Origin of the sequence: Streptomyces sp. NPDC050504 (assembly GCF_044458065.1) — a bacterium.
Taxonomy (GTDB): domain Bacteria; phylum Actinomycetota; class Actinomycetes; order Streptomycetales; family Streptomycetaceae; genus Streptomyces.
Genome location: NZ_JBITHO010000013.1, coordinates 144,413 through 159,460, shown reverse-complemented (window position 1 = coordinate 159,460; position 15,048 = coordinate 144,413). Strand labels below are relative to the sequence as shown.

Genomic DNA, 15,048 nt, shown 5'->3' with positions numbered 1-15,048 from the left:
GGCCCAGGACCGTACGCGCCGCCGAAGAGCCCCGCGCCCCTTCACCCGTTTCACCCGTCGTCGCCCGCCCTCAGTACCCGCGCCAGGTCCACGCGCGCCAGGAACCGTGCGGCGAGCGTCACCACCGCGAAGATCAGCGCCGTCGTGGCGGCGGCGGTCAGCCCGACCCGGCCCCAGGGCACCGGTGTCAGCAGCGCGGGGAAGACCGGCGTCCCGTCCGCGTCCACGGTCACCACCGGCATGATCGCCGCCGCCAGGGCCGTACCGAGGACCGTGCCGAGCAGTGCGGCGAGCGCGGCGAGCCCCAACTGCTCGGTCCACAGGTACGCGGAGAGCTGACCGCGCCGCACGCCCAGCGCCCGCAGCAGCGCGAACTCCCGTCTCCTGGCGCGCGCCGACAGCACGGTGTGCAGCGTGAAGGCGATCACCGCGAACGCGGGTGCCAGGACCAGGCACAGGTTCAGCGCCCCTCGCGCGCCGTCCCGCACCGGGTCGTCCGCCAGCTCCGCCGTCCTGCGCGGCACGTCGACCGCGACGCCCAGTCCCGGATCGGCGTCCACGGCCCGTAGCGCGGCGCCCGCGTCGCCGTCGCGTACGTCCGCGAGCCAGGCGGTCTCCGCGTCCGTGAGCCGGCCCTGGGCCGCGAGGTGCGCGGCGAGCACCCGGGAGTCGGCCAGCAGCCGGGGCACGTCCCTGTCGACGCCGGGCACGGCACCGACCGCGCCGGTGACCAGGAACTCGACGGTGCCGCCCTCCGGGCGGGTGAGCTTCACCCGGTCGCCGGTCCTGACCTTCCCCGTGTCGAGCAGTGCCCGGTCGGCGAGCGCGGGCACGGCGGGGCGGTCGGCGGTCAGCCCGGTGGCCAGGGTGGTTTCCCAGTGGGGGTACTCGGCGGGGAGTTCGGGCCCGCGCAGCACGCCGTCGACGAGGGTGCCGGGGCGGGTCCTGTCGCTGCACAGGACGGGCCCGGGGGCGGGTTCCCAGAGGCGGGGGTCGGACTGTTCGGGCGGCGGCCCCGCCGGGTCCCCGCCCCGTGCGTAGCCGGGGCAGCCCGCCGCCCCCCGGCCCTGCGGCGAGGGGCCCGCCTCGCGCCAGGGGCCCCGGGCGGCGATCCCCGGCACCCGGTCGACGGTGAGCCGGTACGTGCGCCGTACGGTCTCGCCCCGCATGGCGAAGCCGAGCCGGAGGATGCGCAGGGGCGCGGTCCGCGCGGGCAGGGGCAGCCGGACGGTACGGGGCTCGGTACCGGTCTCCGTGATGTCCACGCTGCCGCGGTGCGCGAGCCCGTCGCCGTCCTCGAAGGTGACGGTGAGGCGTACGGGTACGGGGGTGCCGGGCCCGTCCGCGTCGAGCCGCACCCGCAGCGGCAGCGACGCGCCCGTCTCTCGGGACGGAACCGTCCCGCTGTCCGCACCCGAACCACCCGTCCCTCCCGGCCGAACCACCCCGCCCTCCGGCCCCGAACCACCCGTCCCTCCGAAAGCGACCCCCTGGCCCTCCAGACGGATCCCGTGTTCCGGGACGGTTCTGCCGAGCGGGGCGAGGAGTTCGGCCAGGGGTCGGTCGGAGAGGTCGGACCTGAGGTGCGGTACGGGCCCGGTCGCCGTGTTCAGCGCGGTGATCCCCACCGGCTCCTCCCCCACCCAGCCCTCCATGTCGACCAGCGGGGTCACCGAGGTCACGCCGGGCAGCCCCGCGTACGCCTGCCGCCGCTCGCCGCCCTCGACCCCGCCGCTGGGCCCCGGCTCGACGCGCAGGTCCGAACCGACCCCGAAGACCGCCTGGTCGTGGTCGCCGCGGTCCAGGACGGCCAGCGCGGTCGAGCTGAGCGCCCCGACGGCGAGCGCCAGGGCGACGACGAGCGTGGGCCCCGCGTGCCGGGCCGCCCCGCGCCCGATCTGCCAGCCGCCGAGCGGCAGCACGAGCCCCGTGCCGCGCCGCGCCAGCGGGTCGGTCAACCGGCCTGCGATCGGCAGCAGCCGCAGGACGAGCAGGGCGGCGGCCGTGGTCATCGCGACGGGCGCGAGGACGAGCACGGGGTCGACGGTGCCGCCGTCGCCGACCGGCGAGCGGTACTGGCGGAGCTGGAGCCAGCCGACGACCGCGACGACCGCGAGCGCGAGGTCCGTCCCCGCGCGCTGCGCCCCCGAGAAGCGGCCCGTGCGCAGCCGCGGCCGGGACACCGCCCGCCTGTCGCGCACCGCGCGCACGGTCGGCAGGAGCACGGCGGCGCCGTGCACCAGGACCGCGAGCAGGGCCACCGCCCAGGCCGCGGCGAGCACGCCCGTCGCGGGCGGCGCCCCGCCGGGGACGAGCCCGGCCCGGTCGAGGGCGCGGAGCAGGGGTCCGGCGAGGAACGGCGCGGCGAGGCCCGCGGGGACGGCGGCGGCCGCCCAGTGCAGCGCGGTGGCCCCGGCGAGCCTGGGGGTGCCCGCGCCGCGCGCGGCGAGCACGGCGAGTTCGGGGCGGCGGTGCTCGGCGAGCTGGCGCGCGGTGAGGACGAGGGCGGCGGTGGCGAGCGCGGCGAGCAGCGTGGCGGGGACGTAGAGCCCGGCGCGGGAGACGGCGACGGGGGTCTTCAGGGCGTCGAGCGCGCCGCCGAGGCCGTCGACGACGGCGAACCCGGTGGGTGCGCCGGGCTCGCCGCGGAAGACGGACTTGGTGGTGTCGCTGCCGCTGAACGTGGCGAGCCGGGCGGCGAGCGGGCCTGTGTCGGAGAGTTCGATGCGGGTGGTGTCGGGCAGCCCGAGCCAGAGGTCGCCCGCGTCGCGGGCGAGCGCGGGCGTGGCGGCGAAGCCCGTACGGCCGACGAGGACGACGCTCTCGGGGGTGCCGTAGGTGCCGGGCAGCGCGTTCCACACGGCGGGCGAGCGGCCGTCCGACGTGAAGGTCCCGGTGACCTTGAACCGGGTCGCGCCCGTGCCCGCGGTGTCCACGGAGAACTCGCCGCCGACGGGCACGGCGAGGCGGGCGGCCAGGGCGCGGGGCAGCGCGGCCTCGACGAAGGGCCCCGAACGGCCGCGCGGCCAGCGGCCGTTCAGCAGGTCGGCGTGGCGCCCCTGGGCCTGGAGCGTGACGACGGAGACGGTCAGGCCTTCGCGGATCCTGCCGTCGGCGCCGGACACGGGCAGGGCGCCGGAGAGCGCGGCGGGGGCGCGCGAGGCGGACCAGGTGTGGTGCGCGACGCCCTGGAACGTACGGCCGATGGCCTCGCGCACCGCCCTGTCGGTGCGGCTCGCCTCCCGCGGGGCGCCCGGCCCGTACCGTCCGGTGACTTCGACCGCGGCGTCGTCGTCGAGGGCGAGGCGCTCCCTGGCCCCCGCCTCGACGGCGCGTTCGGCGAGGACGGCCAGGGCGGCGAGGACGGTGGCCGCGAGGAGCACGGCGAGCCCGGCGGCGCAGAGGACCAGCCCGTGGTGCGCGCCGCGGCGCAGCACGGCAGGCGTCCGCGTAGCCCGTTGCCCCACCAGTCCCCCCTGGTCGCGCGCGTCCCCTGGCTGCTCGGGCCAAAGTATGGGCGCGCGCAAAAGCGGCCCGCAATGGTCTGTACGAAACGTAACCATCGCGGGCCGCAAGGAAGTTGGCCGCCGAGGGCGCTTCTCGGGGCGCCCCCGCGAGGGCGTCATCCCTTGGCCGCGGTCAGCTCCTTGAGCGCGATGTTGAGCTTCAGGACGTTGACGCGGGGCTCGCCGACGAAGCCGAGGATCCGGCCGTCGGTGTGGTCCTCGACCAGCTTCTCCACCCGTGCCGCGTCCAGCCCGTTGCGCTCCGCGACCCGGTGGACCTGGAGCTCGGCGTACTCGGGCGAGATGTGCGGGTCCAGGCCCGAGCCGGACGAGGTGACGGCCTCGGCCGGGACGTCGGAGGGGTCGACCTGGTACGTGGCCGTGGAGTTGTCCTTCACCACGGCGGCCTTGGCGTCCTTGACCCACTGGATCAGTTCGGCGTTGTCGCCCGACCGGTTGGTCGCCCCGGACAGGATCAGCTTGTACTGGGTGTTGACGCTGTTGGCGCCCAGGCCGTTGGACGGGCGGGGCTGGAACCAGCGCAGGTCGGGGGCCGGAGTCTGTTCGCCCTTCTTCAGCGGGAGGTCGTAGCGCTGGCCTATCAGCTCGGAGCCGACCACCTTGCCGTCGGACTCGACCTCCGAGCCGTTGGCCTTTCCGGGGAACACCGCCTGGGCGATGCCGGTCACGGCCAGCGGGTAGAGGATCCCGCACACCACGGTCAGGACGAGCAGGGCCCGCAGCCCCGCCCCCAGCAGCCGCACCGTCGTACCTGCAGAGTTGTTGGTCATCGCTGATCAGCCGATTCCGGGGATGAGGGAGAGGAGGAGGTCGATGAGCTTGATCCCGAGGAAGGGGGCGACGAGGCCGCCGAGCCCGTAGATCCCCAGGTTCCTGCGGAGCATCTTGTCGGCGCTGGTCGGCCGGTACCGCACGCCCTTGAGGGCGAGGGGCACCAGGGCGACGATGACCAGCGCGTTGAAGATGACGGCCGACAGGATCGCGGACTCGGGCGACGCCAGGCCCATGACGTTCAGCTTGTCCAGCGACGGGTAGGCCACCGCGAACATCGCGGGGATGATCGCGAAGTACTTCGCCACGTCGTTGGCGATCGAGAAGGTGGTCAGCGCGCCGCGCGTGATGAGGAGCTGCTTGCCGATCTCGACGATCTCGATCAGTTTGGTCGGGTTGGAGTCGAGGTCGACCATGTTCCCGGCCTCCTTGGCGGCCGAGGTGCCGGTGTTCATCGCCACGCCGACGTCCGCCTGGGCCAGCGCGGGGGCGTCGTTGGTGCCGTCGCCGGTCATCGCGACCAGCTTGCCCCCGGCCTGCTCCCGCTTGATCAGGGCCATCTTGTCCTCGGGCGTCGCCTCGGCCAGGAAGTCGTCGACCCCGGCCTCCTCGGCGATGGCCTTCGCGGTCAGCGGGTTGTCGCCCGTGATCATGACCGTCTTGATGCCCATGCGGCGCAGTTCCTCGAACCGCTCCCGCATGCCCTCCTTCACGACGTCCTTGAGGTGGACGACGCCCAGGACCCGCGCCCCGTCCGCGTCCTCCACGGCCACCAGCAGCGGCGTGCCGCCGGCCTGGGAGATCCGGTCGGTGACCTCCTGCGCGTCCGGTGCGACGGTGCCGCCCTGCTCCTTCACCCAGGCGACGACCGACCCGGTCGCGCCCTTGCGCACCTTCCTGCCGTCCAGGTCCACGCCCGACATGCGGGTCTGGGCGGTGAAGGCGACCCATTCGGCGCCCTCCAGCTGCCCCTGGTGGCGCTCGCGGAGCCCGTACCCCTCCTTCGCCAGGACCACGATCGAGCGCCCCTCGGGCGTCTCGTCGGCGAGCGAGGAGAGCTGCGCGGCGTCGGCGAGTTCGGCCTCCGTGGTGCCCTTGACCGGGACGAACTCGGCCGCCTGGCGGTTGCCGAGGGTGATGGTGCCGGTCTTGTCGAGCAGCAGCGTCGACACGTCGCCCGCGGCCTCCACCGCGCGCCCCGACATGGCGAGCACGTTGCGCTGCACCAGCCGGTCCATGCCTGCGATGCCGATGGCGGAGAGCAGGGCGCCGATCGTGGTCGGGATCAGGCAGACCAGCAGCGCGGTGAGGACGACCATCGAGGTCTGCTCGTCGGCGCCCGCGTAGATCGCGAAGGGCTTCAGCGTGACGACCGCCAGCAGGAAGACGACGGTCAGCGAGGCGAGCAGGATGTTCAGCGCGATCTCGTTGGGCGTCTTCTGCCGGGCCGCGCCCTCGACCAGGTTGATCATCCGGTCGATGAAGGTCTCGCCGGGCTTCGTCGTGATCTTGATGACGATCCGGTCGGACAGCACCTTCGTGCCGCCCGTGACCGCCGACCTGTCGCCGCCCGACTCGCGGATGACGGGCGCCGATTCGCCGGTGATCGCGGACTCGTCGACCGAGGCCACGCCCTCCACGACGTCGCCGTCGCCCGGGATGATGTCACCGGCCTCGCAGACCACCAGGTCGCCGATGCGCAGCTCGGTGCCGGGAACCAGCTCTTCGCTCTTCCCCGAGAGGCGGCGCGCGACCGTGTCGGTCTTCGCCTTCCGCAGCGTGTCGGCCTGCGCCTTGCCGCGGCCCTCCGCGACGGCCTCCGCCAGGTTGGCGAAGACCGTGGTCAGCCACAGCCACGCGGTGATCGCCCAGCCGAACCAGTCGCCCGGGTGCTGGATCGCGAGGACGGTGGTCAGCACCGAGCCGACGAGCACCACGAACATCACGGGCGACTTGACCATCACCCGCGGATCGAGCTTGCGCAGCGCGTCCGGCAGCGACTTGAGGAGCTGCTTGGGGTCGAACAGGCCGCCGCCCACCCGGCCTTCGCCCTCGGGCCGGTGTCCGGTCGGTACGTCCGGGTGCGGTGCCCGGGTCGGAGTGATGGTGCTCATGCTGCCAACCCTTCGGCGAGCGGGCCCAGCGCGAGGGCCGGGAAGTAGGTCAGACCGGTGATGATCATGATGGAGCCGACCAGCAGGCCGGTGAACAGCGGCTTCTCCGTACGGAGCGTCCCCGCCGTCGCCGGTACGGGCGTCTGCTCCGCCAGCGAGCCCGCCAGCGCCAGGACGAACACCATCGGCAGGAACCGTCCGAGCAGCATCGCGATGCCGATCGTGCTGTTGAACCACTGCGTGTCCGCGTTCAGCCCGGCGAACGCCGAACCGTTGTTGTTGGCGCCGGAGGTGTAGGCGTACAGGATCTCGGAGAAGCCGTGCGCGCCCGAGTTGGTCATCGAGTCGCCCGGGGTGTCCAGCGCCATCGCGGCGGCCGTGAAGCACAGCACCAGCGCAGGGGTGACCAGGATGTAGCAGGCGGCGAACTTGATCTGCCGCGTGCCGAGCTTCTTGCCCAGGTACTCCGGGGTGCGGCCGACCATGAGGCCGGCGAGGAACACCGCGATGACCGCCATGATCAGCATTCCGTACAGCCCGGAGCCGACGCCGCCCGGCGCGATCTCGCCGAGCTGCATGCCGAGCATGGTGATGCCGCCGCCGAAGCCGGTGTACGAGGAGTGGAAGGAGTTCACCGCACCCGTCGACGTCAGCGTCGTGGCCACCGCGAAGATCGACGATCCGCCGATCCCGAACCGCGTCTCCTTGCCCTCCATCGCACCGCCGGCCAGCTCGAACGCCGGGCCCCTGTGCGCGAATTCGGTCCACATCATCAGCGCGGTGAAGGCGAGCCAGATCACCGCCATCGTGCCCAGGATCGCGTAACCCTGTCGCAGCGAGCCGACCATCCGGCCGAACGTCCGCGTCAGCGCGAACGGAATGACCAGGATCAGGAAGATCTCGAAGAGGTTGGAGATTCCGTTGGGGTTCTCGAACGGGTGCGAGGAGTTGGCGTTGAAATAGCCGCCGCCGTTCGTCCCCAGTTCCTTGATGACCTCCTGCGAGGCCACCGCACCGCCGTTCCACTCCTGCGAACCGCCCATGAACTGCCCGACGGAGTGAATTCCGGAGAAGTTCTGGATGGCGCCGCACGCCACGAGCACCAGCGCGCCCACCACCGAAATCGGCAGCAGAACGCGGACGGTGCCGCGGACCAGGTCGGACCAGAAATTGCCCAGCTCCCCGGTGCGGGAGCGGGCGAAACCGCGCACCAGCGCGACGGCGACGGCCATGCCCACGGCGGCCGAGACGAAGTTCTGCACCGCGAGGCCGCCGGTCTGCACGACGTGGCCCATGGCCTGCTCGCCGTAGTACGACTGCCAGTTGGTGTTGGCGACGAACGAGGCCGCCGTGTTGAACGCCTGGTCGGGGTCGATCGACTGGAACCCGAGCGACCCGGGCAGCGAACCCTGCACCCGCTGGAGCAGGTAGAGGAACAGCACGCTCACCGCGGAGAAGGCCAGCACCCCGCGCAGGTAGGCGGGCCAGCGCATCTCCACGCCCGGGTTGGCGCCGATTCCCTTGTAGATCCACTTCTCCACCCGCAGGTGCTTCTCGGAGGAGTAGACCCGCGCCATGTAGTCGCCCAGCGGGCGGTAGGAGAGGCCGAGCGCCGCTATCAGCGCGAGGAGCTGGAGCACACCAGCAAGAACGGGACTCATATCCGTGCTCAGAACCTCTCCGGCTTGACGAGGGCGAGGACGAGATAACCCAGCAGGGCGGCGGCCACCAACAGACCGACGACATTCTCGACAGTCACAGCTTCGCCACCCCCTTGGCGACGAGTGCCACCAGCGCGAAGACCGCGATCGTGGTGACGACGAAGGCCACGTCGGCCATCGTGTGCTCCTAGATGAGGTACGGATTCTCGGACCTCTTGAGAAAACATCCTCCGGACGCGCATTCGGCCGCCGTTGACGTCTCCCTTACGGGCGTCGGCCCCGCATTGACGGATTCCATACGGCCGGAACTGCTCGCTGCGCCGACCCGCTCCGGCCCCGCTCCGGACAACGGAAAAGCCGATGGGCCGCACCCTGGTCAGGGGTGCGGCCCATCGGCCCGCGGACGTCACCGCCGCACGGCGGCGCCTCGCGTCAGCGCACTTCGGTGATCTCGGGGCCGCGCTGGAGCTGGCCCATGCCGCCCGCGAAGCGCGAGCCCTCGGCGGGCTCGTCCTGCTGGACGCCCTCGGCGACCATCTGCGCGTCGTTCGGCAGCTTGAGGACGATCGGGTCGCGCGGCGCCATCGGGCCCTCGCCCCGGACGACCACGGTGTCCTTGAAGACGTGCTCCAGGATCCCGGCGGCCTCGGGCTGCACAGCGCCCTGGCCGGAGATCACGCCGCGCAGGAACCAGCGCGGCCCGTCCACGCCCACGAAGCGCACCAGCTGCACGCCGTTGGTGCCATCCGGCAGCTGTACGGGGACCTGGGCGCGCAGCTCCCAGCCCAGCGGGCCCTCGACCTCGTCGATGACACCGCCCTGCTGGGTGATGCCCGAGGCGATCTCCTCGCGGACCTCGCCCCAGATGCCCTCCTTCTTGGGGGCGGCGAAGCCCTGGAGCTGGATCGCGCTGTCGCGCAGCACGACCGTCGCCGCGACGATCGCGTCGCCCGCGACCTCGACGCGCAGCTCCATGCCCTCGACCCCGGGCACGAACAGACCGCCGAGGTCGACCCGGCCGTCGTCGGCCGTCGTCACCTCGGAGATGTCCCACGGCCCGTCGGGCCGGGGCGCCGGCGGAAGGTTCACCCGGCGCGGCGCGGCCTCCTCGGCCGCTTCGCCGTCCCCGCCATCCTTCTCGACGCCGTCGACGACCTGCTCGGCCTCGTCCGCTGCGTCCTTCTTGCGACGTCCGAACACGTCACTGTCCTTCCCGGTCGGATACGACCGATGCGTATGGATTCCCACCCGTTGCGCCGCCCACCGAGACATGACCCCCGGTGGACCCGAAGCCCCCCTCGGCCCGTGCCGAGCCGGGAAGCTCCGCCACCTCGTGGAAGCGCACCTTCTCGACCTGCTGGACGACCAGTTGGGCAATCCGGTCGAAGCGCTCGAATCGCACGCTGTCGCGCGGGTCGAGATTGACCACGATCACCTTGATCTCCCCACGGTACCCGGCATCCACCGTCCCGGGGGCATTCACGAGGGCGACGCCGCACCGGGCCGCGAGACCCGAGCGCGGGTGCACGAAGGCCGCGTACCCGTCGGGCAGCGCGATGGAGATGCCCGTGGGCAGTACGACGCGCTCGCCGGGGGCGAGCTCGGCGGCCTCGGTGGTCACCAGATCGGCGCCCGCGTCGCCCGGGTGCCCGTAGGCGGGCAGCGGGACGTCGGGGTCGACCCGGCGGATCAGTACGTCGACAGGGTTGCGCATCAGGGGTTCACCTCGAAGGCACGGGCGCGGCGGCGCTGGTCGGGGTCGGCCATCGCGGCCTGGATCTCTTCGGAGCGGCCGTTGTCGATGAAGTGCTCGACCTTGACCTCGATGAAGAGGGAGTCTGCGCGGACGGCGACGGGGCCGTCCGGGCCGCCTATCCGTCCGATCGCCGACGAGTAGATCTTGCGGCCGTGCACGGCGTGCACCTGGGCCTCCAGGTGCAGGACGGTGCCCAGCGGCACGGGCCGCACGAAGTCGGTCTCCAGCCGCCCGGTCACCGCGATGACCCGCAGCAGCCACTGGAGCGAGCCCAGCGTCTCGTCGAGCGCCGTCGCGAGGACGCCGCCGTGCGCGAGGCCCGGTGCGCCCTGGTGGTCGGCGGTGACGGTGAACTCAGCGGTGACGCTGACGCCCTCGCCCGCCCTGGCCTGGAGGTGCAGCCCGTGGGACTGGCCGCCGCCGCAGCCGAAGCACTGCTCGTAGTGCGAGCCGATCGGCTCGCCCGGGGCAGGGGCGTCGGGGTGCCGGACCGGGGCCGTGGCGTCGGCCGGCGGTGTCAGGGAGGCGGAAGGCGCAGTACTCACAGGCGCAGACCTTACCCGCGCGGGTAGCCGCAGGTCGCGCCGTGCCAAGCTTGGGCGCATGCAGTCCTCCGCACCGCGCTACGACGAACGCCTGACCGCCCCCCGCTCCTGGTGGCTGATCGCCGCTCTCACCGGGGTGGCCTGCGCACTGATGATGCTGCCGCTCGGCGCCCTGCCGCTGCTCGGCGGGCTGGCCGGCGGCACGGTACTGGCCTCGCTGCTGGTGAGCTCGTACGGTTCCGCGCGCATCCGGGTCGTGGGCGACGCGCTGGTCGCGGGCGACGCGCGGATCCCGCTGTCGGCGCTCGGCGAGCCCGAGGAGCTGGACGGCGAGGAGGCGCGCGCCTGGCGCACGTACAAGGCGGACACGCGCGCCTTCATGCTGCTGCGCAGCTACGTGCCTACGGCGGTGCGGGTGGAGGTCACGGACGAGGCGGACCCCACTCCGTACGTCTATCTGTCGACCCGGGACCCGCGCGCCCTGGCTGCGGCGCTGGTCGCGGCGCGCGAGAAGTAGCGCACTGGAGCAACGCACGGGAAGCGGGCCGGGGCGCCCCCTCGCGGGGGCGCTGCACTAGCCCTCCAGCTCGCCGCGCGGCCGCTGCGGCGGCGGCAGCGCGGGCAGGGCGTCCCAGGGGACCTGTCGCCCCCGCAGGTCGTTCCTGATGCGCTCCGCGAGCTTCTTGGTGTCGCGGCGGTTCATCATCGCGCCGACGGCCGCGCCGACCATGAACGGCATGAGGTTCGGCAGGTTGCGGACCATCCGCTTCATGATCTGCTGGCGCAGCTCGCGCTTCATCTGACCGCCGAGCGCCGCGTTGATCGACATCGGTTTCACGACGTCGATGCCGCGCTCGTCGGTCCAGGAGGCGAGGTAGGCCGTGGAGCGCTCCTTGAGCGTCCCCGGCGGGCGCAGCCCGTAGACCTCGTAGAGCTCGGCGATCAGCTTCAGCTCGATCGCCGCCACGCCGGTGATCTCGGCGGCCAGCTCGGCCGGCATCGCGGGCGGCACGGGCAGCATCGCGGCCGCGCCGACGCCCGCGCCGACCGTGGACGTGCCGTTGACGGCACCCGCGATCAGCTTGTCCGCGAGCTCCTCAGGGCCGAGCCCGGGGAACTGCTCGCGGAGGGTGGCGAGGTCGCGTACGGGGATGCGGGGAGCGTTGTCGATGATCCGGTCGGCGATGTAGCCGAGCCCGGCCTTGGCGCTCTCCCCACCCTTCCGTACGCCTCGCACGACCGCCTCCAGGCGCCTGGCCCGCTTACCGGGCCCGGCGTCGGCGGCGGCCGCTTCGAGCGAGGCCGGCCGGCCCCGCTCGTCGTCCTCGGACGGACCGGCCGGAGCCGGCTGGACCAGAGGGGCGTCACGGCCTTCGAAGGGCGCTGTCGCGCCTTCCAGCGGGCTCGTGCCGCCCTTGTACGCCTCCGGCAGCGCCCTGGGGCGCGGTCGCCGGAACCGCAACTTCCGAGACGGAGTGTCGCCTGTCACGGCAGACCTGTCTCAGTCGCAGTCTCGGCAGATCGGCTGGCCGTTCTTCTCCCTCGACAGCTGGCTCCTGTGGTGGACCAGGAAGCAGCTCATGCAGGTGAACTCGTCGGCCTGCTTGGGCAGGACCCGAACGGCGAGCTCCTCGTTGGAGAGGTCCGCGCCGGGCAGTTCCATGCCCTCCGCGGCCTCGAAGTCGTCGACGTCCACGGCGGAGGCCGACTTGTCGTTCCGCCGGGCCTTCAGCTCTTCAAGGCTGTCGGAATCGACGTCGTCGTCGGTCTTCCGTGGGGTGTCGTAATCCGTTGCCATGTCGCTCTCCCCCTCTGGGTGGTTGCGGTGTCTCCAGCGCACGTAACGCGTGGGAGGCCGGACTTGTGCCCGACCTTGAGGCGGAGATTTTGCCTCACATCAAGGTCTGTTACTCAATCGACACCCAACCGGACACCTCAAAGGTGATCGTGTTGGATGGCGATCGGGACCGTACACGGTCCGAAGGTCGCGCCTCACAGGCGCCACCCCGTGTACTTCCCGTGATCTCGACCCCCGAAAACCCGGACTTTTCCTGGTTTTCGGCGGGGTGTTTGATCACGGAGAGTAGATGGCCGGAAGTTTGCGCCTGTGATCGATCACACACGAAACTCCCGGGATCGAGTCCCGAAAATTCCGCGTAAAGCGAACCGCACGAGCGGCACCGAGCAGGATCTCAGACCGGCAGGGTGACGCGCATCACGAGGCCGCCGCCCTCGCGGGGCTCCGCGATGATACGGCCTGAATGTGCCCGCGCGACGGAGCGGGCGATCGACAGGCCGAGACCCACGCCCTTGTCGCTGCCGGTCCGCTCGGTGCGCAGCCGCCTGAACGGCTCGAAGAGGTTGTCGATCTCGTAAGCGGGAACGACGGGACCCGTGTTCGACACCACCAGGACCGCCTGTCCGTGCTCGACGGAGGTGTTCACCTCCACCCAGCCGTTCTCGGCCACGTTGTACCGCACGGCGTTCTGTACGAGGTTCAGCGCGATCCGCTCCAGCAGGACGCCGTTGCCCTGCACGACGGCCGACGGCTGCTCCCCGCGGATCTCCACGCCCTTGGCGGCGGCCTCGCCGCGCGCCTGGTCGATGGCGCGGGTGGCGACCTCGGCCAGGTCGACGGGTTTGCGCTCGACGATCTGGTTGTCGCTGCGGGCCAGCAGCAGCAGACCCTCCACCAGCTGTTCGCTGCGCTCGTTGGTGGCGAGCAGGGTCTTGCCCAGCTGTTGCAGCTCGGGGGGCGCGCCCGGGTCCGAGAGGTGGACCTCAAGGAGCGTGCGGTTGATCGCCAGCGGGGTGCGCAGCTCGTGCGACGCGTTGCCGACGAACCGCTGCTGGGCGGTGAAGGCCCGCTCCAACCGGTCCAGCATGTCGTCGAAGGTGTCGGCGAGCTCCTTGAACTCGTCGTCGGGACCGTCGAGCTCGATGCGGCGCGTCAGGTCCGTGCCGGCCACGCGGCGGGCGGTACGGGTGATCTTGCCGAGCGGCGAGAGGACCCGGCCCGCCATGGCGTAGCCGAAGGCGAACGCGATGACGCTCAGGCCCACGAGGGCCAGGAGCGAGCGGTTGAGCAGGGTGTCCAGGGCGTGCTGGCGCTGGAGCGAGAAGCACGCCTGGAGCACGGCGTTGGCCTCGTCGACCGTCTCAGCGCCGCGGAGCGCGGGACACCCCTCGTTCGCCGCGATCCGGCTGCCGTCGACGAGCTTCAGCGGCATCTCGTTCCCGCTGCGCAGCGCCTGTGCCGCCAGCATGTAGATGATCGAGAGCAACAGGATGCCCGCGATCAGGAACATGCCGCCGTACAGCAGCGTCAGCCGTATGCGGATGGTGGGCCGGAGCCAGGGGAACGGGGGATCGACCGGCTTGGGGTCCCAGGTCGGCTTGGGGGGCGCCTTGGGGCGCGTGGGCAGTCCGGGCACGGCGCGGCTCAGATGCGGTAGCCGGAACCCGGCACCGTCACGATGACCGGGGGTTCGCCCAGCTTGCGGCGCAGCGTCATGACCGTCACGCGCACCACGTTGGTGAACGGGTCGGTGTTCTCGTCCCACGCCTTCTCCAGCAGCTGCTCGGCCGAGACGACCGCGCCCTCGCTGCGCATCAGGACCTCCAGGACCGCGAACTCCTTGGGCGCGAGCTGGACCTCCCTGCCGTCCCTGAAGACTTCCCTCCGGTTGGGGTCGAGCTTGATCCCCGCGCGCTCCAGGACGGGCGGCAGCGGCACGCTGGTGCGCCGGCCCAGGGCCCGCACGCGCGCGGTCAGCTCGCTGAACGCGAAGGGCTTGGGGAGGTAGTCGTCCGCCCCGATCTCCAGTCCCTCGACGCGGTCGCTGACGTCGCCGGACGCGGTGAGCATCAGCACGCGGGTGGGCATGCCGAGCTCGACGATCTTGCGGCAGACGTCGTCGCCGTGCACGAGCGGGAGGTCCCGGTCGAGCACCACGACGTCGTAGTCGTTGACGCCGATGCGCTCCAGGGCCGCGGCGCCGTCATATACGACGTCGACGGCCATGGCCTCCCGGCGAAGTCCGGTGGCCACCGCATCGGCGAGCAGTTGCTCGTCCTCGACGACGAGTACACGCACGTCGCTGTCCTTCCTACAGAGCTGTGCACGGTCTGTGCCCCTCCATCCTGCCCTTAACGGCCATAAACCGGCGGTAAGGCACCCTGGAGCACATCCCGATCCACCTGCGGCTTCGCGGAAATCCCAGGATTCTCGGGCAAGTTGAGGTTTCTCCGGCACGGGGTCTGGGGAGGACGTCTGCACACCCGCGATCACGCCTTGTATGTGGCGCGCCATGTTGCGTGATCGCCTTGCCGTCGGCACACCCCCGTGCCACCGACCCAAGACGAGGGGGCGCACCCATGGACGCTTTCACCGCAGGTCTCCTGCAACGCATAAGGGCCACGGAGTCCGACATCACGCGCGCTCGCGAGACGGGCGACGACTTCCTCGCGGAGATCGAGCAGGGAGAGCTGGACGACCTGCATCGCCTCGCCGCCGAGCACGGCGTGGAGATCGGCGCAGCCAGCGCCTGATCCGCCTGATCCGTCACGAGACAGCACAGGGCCCCGACGCCGGGAACGGCGTCGGGGCCCTGTCACGTGCGGGGCGCGGGGCGCGGGCCTAGGAGTGCGGGCCGCGGGCCGCGGAGTACGGGG

The 15,048-nt window shown here is 72.0% G+C and carries 14 protein-coding genes; 2 read left to right on the top strand and 12 right to left on the bottom strand.

Annotated features, from left to right (window positions below):
- Positions 1-50: 50 nt before the first annotated feature.
- The 8 genes from ACIBNE_RS36835 to ACIBNE_RS36800 all read right to left on the bottom strand — a co-directional run bounded on the left by ACIBNE_RS36835 (position 51) and on the right by ACIBNE_RS36800 (position 10,374).
- Positions 51-3,467 carry an FtsX-like permease family protein gene (locus ACIBNE_RS36835; RefSeq protein WP_399279625.1) on the bottom strand — a complete coding sequence of 1,139 codons (3,417 nt, stop codon included), beginning with the start codon at positions 3,465-3,467 and terminating at the stop codon, positions 51-53.
- A 155-nt stretch (positions 3,468-3,622) separates the two neighbouring features.
- Positions 3,623-4,297: a potassium-transporting ATPase subunit C gene (locus tag ACIBNE_RS36830; RefSeq protein WP_399279623.1), complete on the bottom strand. Its 675-nt coding sequence runs from the start codon at positions 4,295-4,297 to the stop codon at positions 3,623-3,625.
- Between the two features lie 6 nt (positions 4,298-4,303).
- The gene (kdpB, locus tag ACIBNE_RS36825; RefSeq protein ID WP_399279621.1) at positions 4,304-6,412 is read right to left on the bottom strand and encodes a potassium-transporting ATPase subunit KdpB; all 2,109 of its coding nucleotides are present in this window, start codon (positions 6,410-6,412) and stop codon (positions 4,304-4,306) included.
- Positions 6,409-8,073 carry a potassium-transporting ATPase subunit KdpA gene (gene kdpA / locus ACIBNE_RS36820; protein ID WP_399279619.1) on the bottom strand — a complete coding sequence of 555 codons (1,665 nt, stop codon included), beginning with the start codon at positions 8,071-8,073 and terminating at the stop codon, positions 6,409-6,411. The genes kdpB and kdpA overlap by 4 nt, the downstream gene beginning before the upstream one ends.
- Before the next feature lie 8 nt (positions 8,074-8,081).
- Complete coding sequence (gene kdpF, locus ACIBNE_RS36815) at positions 8,082-8,171, bottom strand: K(+)-transporting ATPase subunit F (RefSeq protein WP_362140970.1); 90 nt, start codon at positions 8,169-8,171, stop codon at positions 8,082-8,084.
- Positions 8,172-8,505: 334 nt separating this feature from the next.
- Positions 8,506-9,273 (bottom strand): DUF3710 domain-containing protein, encoded by a 768-nt coding sequence (locus ACIBNE_RS36810; protein ID WP_399279616.1) that lies wholly within the window; start codon positions 9,271-9,273, stop codon positions 8,506-8,508.
- 1 nt (position 9,274) lies between these two features.
- Positions 9,275-9,787, bottom strand: a complete 513-nt coding sequence (dut, locus tag ACIBNE_RS36805) for a dUTP diphosphatase (protein ID WP_399279615.1) — start codon at positions 9,785-9,787, stop codon at positions 9,275-9,277.
- Entirely contained in the window at positions 9,787-10,374 is a 588-nt protein-coding gene (locus tag ACIBNE_RS36800) for a PaaI family thioesterase (protein ID WP_399279613.1), read from the bottom strand. The genes dut and ACIBNE_RS36800 overlap by 1 nt, the downstream gene beginning before the upstream one ends.
- Before the next feature lie 58 nt (positions 10,375-10,432).
- On the opposite strand from ACIBNE_RS36800, the gene ACIBNE_RS36795 reads away from it, so the two are divergent.
- The gene (locus ACIBNE_RS36795) at positions 10,433-10,891 is read left to right on the top strand and encodes a DUF3093 domain-containing protein (RefSeq protein WP_399279611.1); all 459 of its coding nucleotides are present in this window, start codon (positions 10,433-10,435) and stop codon (positions 10,889-10,891) included.
- A gap of 57 nt (positions 10,892-10,948) precedes the next feature.
- On the opposite strand, the gene ACIBNE_RS36790 is transcribed toward ACIBNE_RS36795, so the two are convergent.
- The 4 genes from ACIBNE_RS36790 to ACIBNE_RS36775 all read right to left on the bottom strand — a co-directional run bounded on the left by ACIBNE_RS36790 (position 10,949) and on the right by ACIBNE_RS36775 (position 14,470).
- Positions 10,949-11,863 carry a hypothetical protein gene (locus ACIBNE_RS36790; protein ID WP_399279610.1) on the bottom strand — a complete coding sequence of 305 codons (915 nt, stop codon included), beginning with the start codon at positions 11,861-11,863 and terminating at the stop codon, positions 10,949-10,951.
- Positions 11,864-11,875: 12 nt separating this feature from the next.
- The gene (locus ACIBNE_RS36785) at positions 11,876-12,172 is read right to left on the bottom strand and encodes a DUF4193 domain-containing protein (protein WP_399279608.1); all 297 of its coding nucleotides are present in this window, start codon (positions 12,170-12,172) and stop codon (positions 11,876-11,878) included.
- A gap of 394 nt (positions 12,173-12,566) precedes the next feature.
- Positions 12,567-13,808: a sensor histidine kinase gene (locus tag ACIBNE_RS36780; RefSeq protein ID WP_399279606.1), complete on the bottom strand. Its 1,242-nt coding sequence runs from the start codon at positions 13,806-13,808 to the stop codon at positions 12,567-12,569.
- A gap of 8 nt (positions 13,809-13,816) precedes the next feature.
- Positions 13,817-14,470 carry a response regulator transcription factor gene (locus tag ACIBNE_RS36775; protein WP_028424348.1) on the bottom strand — a complete coding sequence of 218 codons (654 nt, stop codon included), beginning with the start codon at positions 14,468-14,470 and terminating at the stop codon, positions 13,817-13,819.
- Positions 14,471-14,751: 281 nt separating this feature from the next.
- Here ACIBNE_RS36775 and ACIBNE_RS36770 point away from each other — a divergent pair, with 281 nt between their 5' ends.
- A complete protein-coding gene (locus tag ACIBNE_RS36770) occupies positions 14,752-14,925 on the top strand; it encodes a hypothetical protein (RefSeq protein ID WP_399279604.1) in 174 nt (57 codons plus the stop codon).
- Positions 14,926-15,048 lie beyond the last annotated feature (123 nt).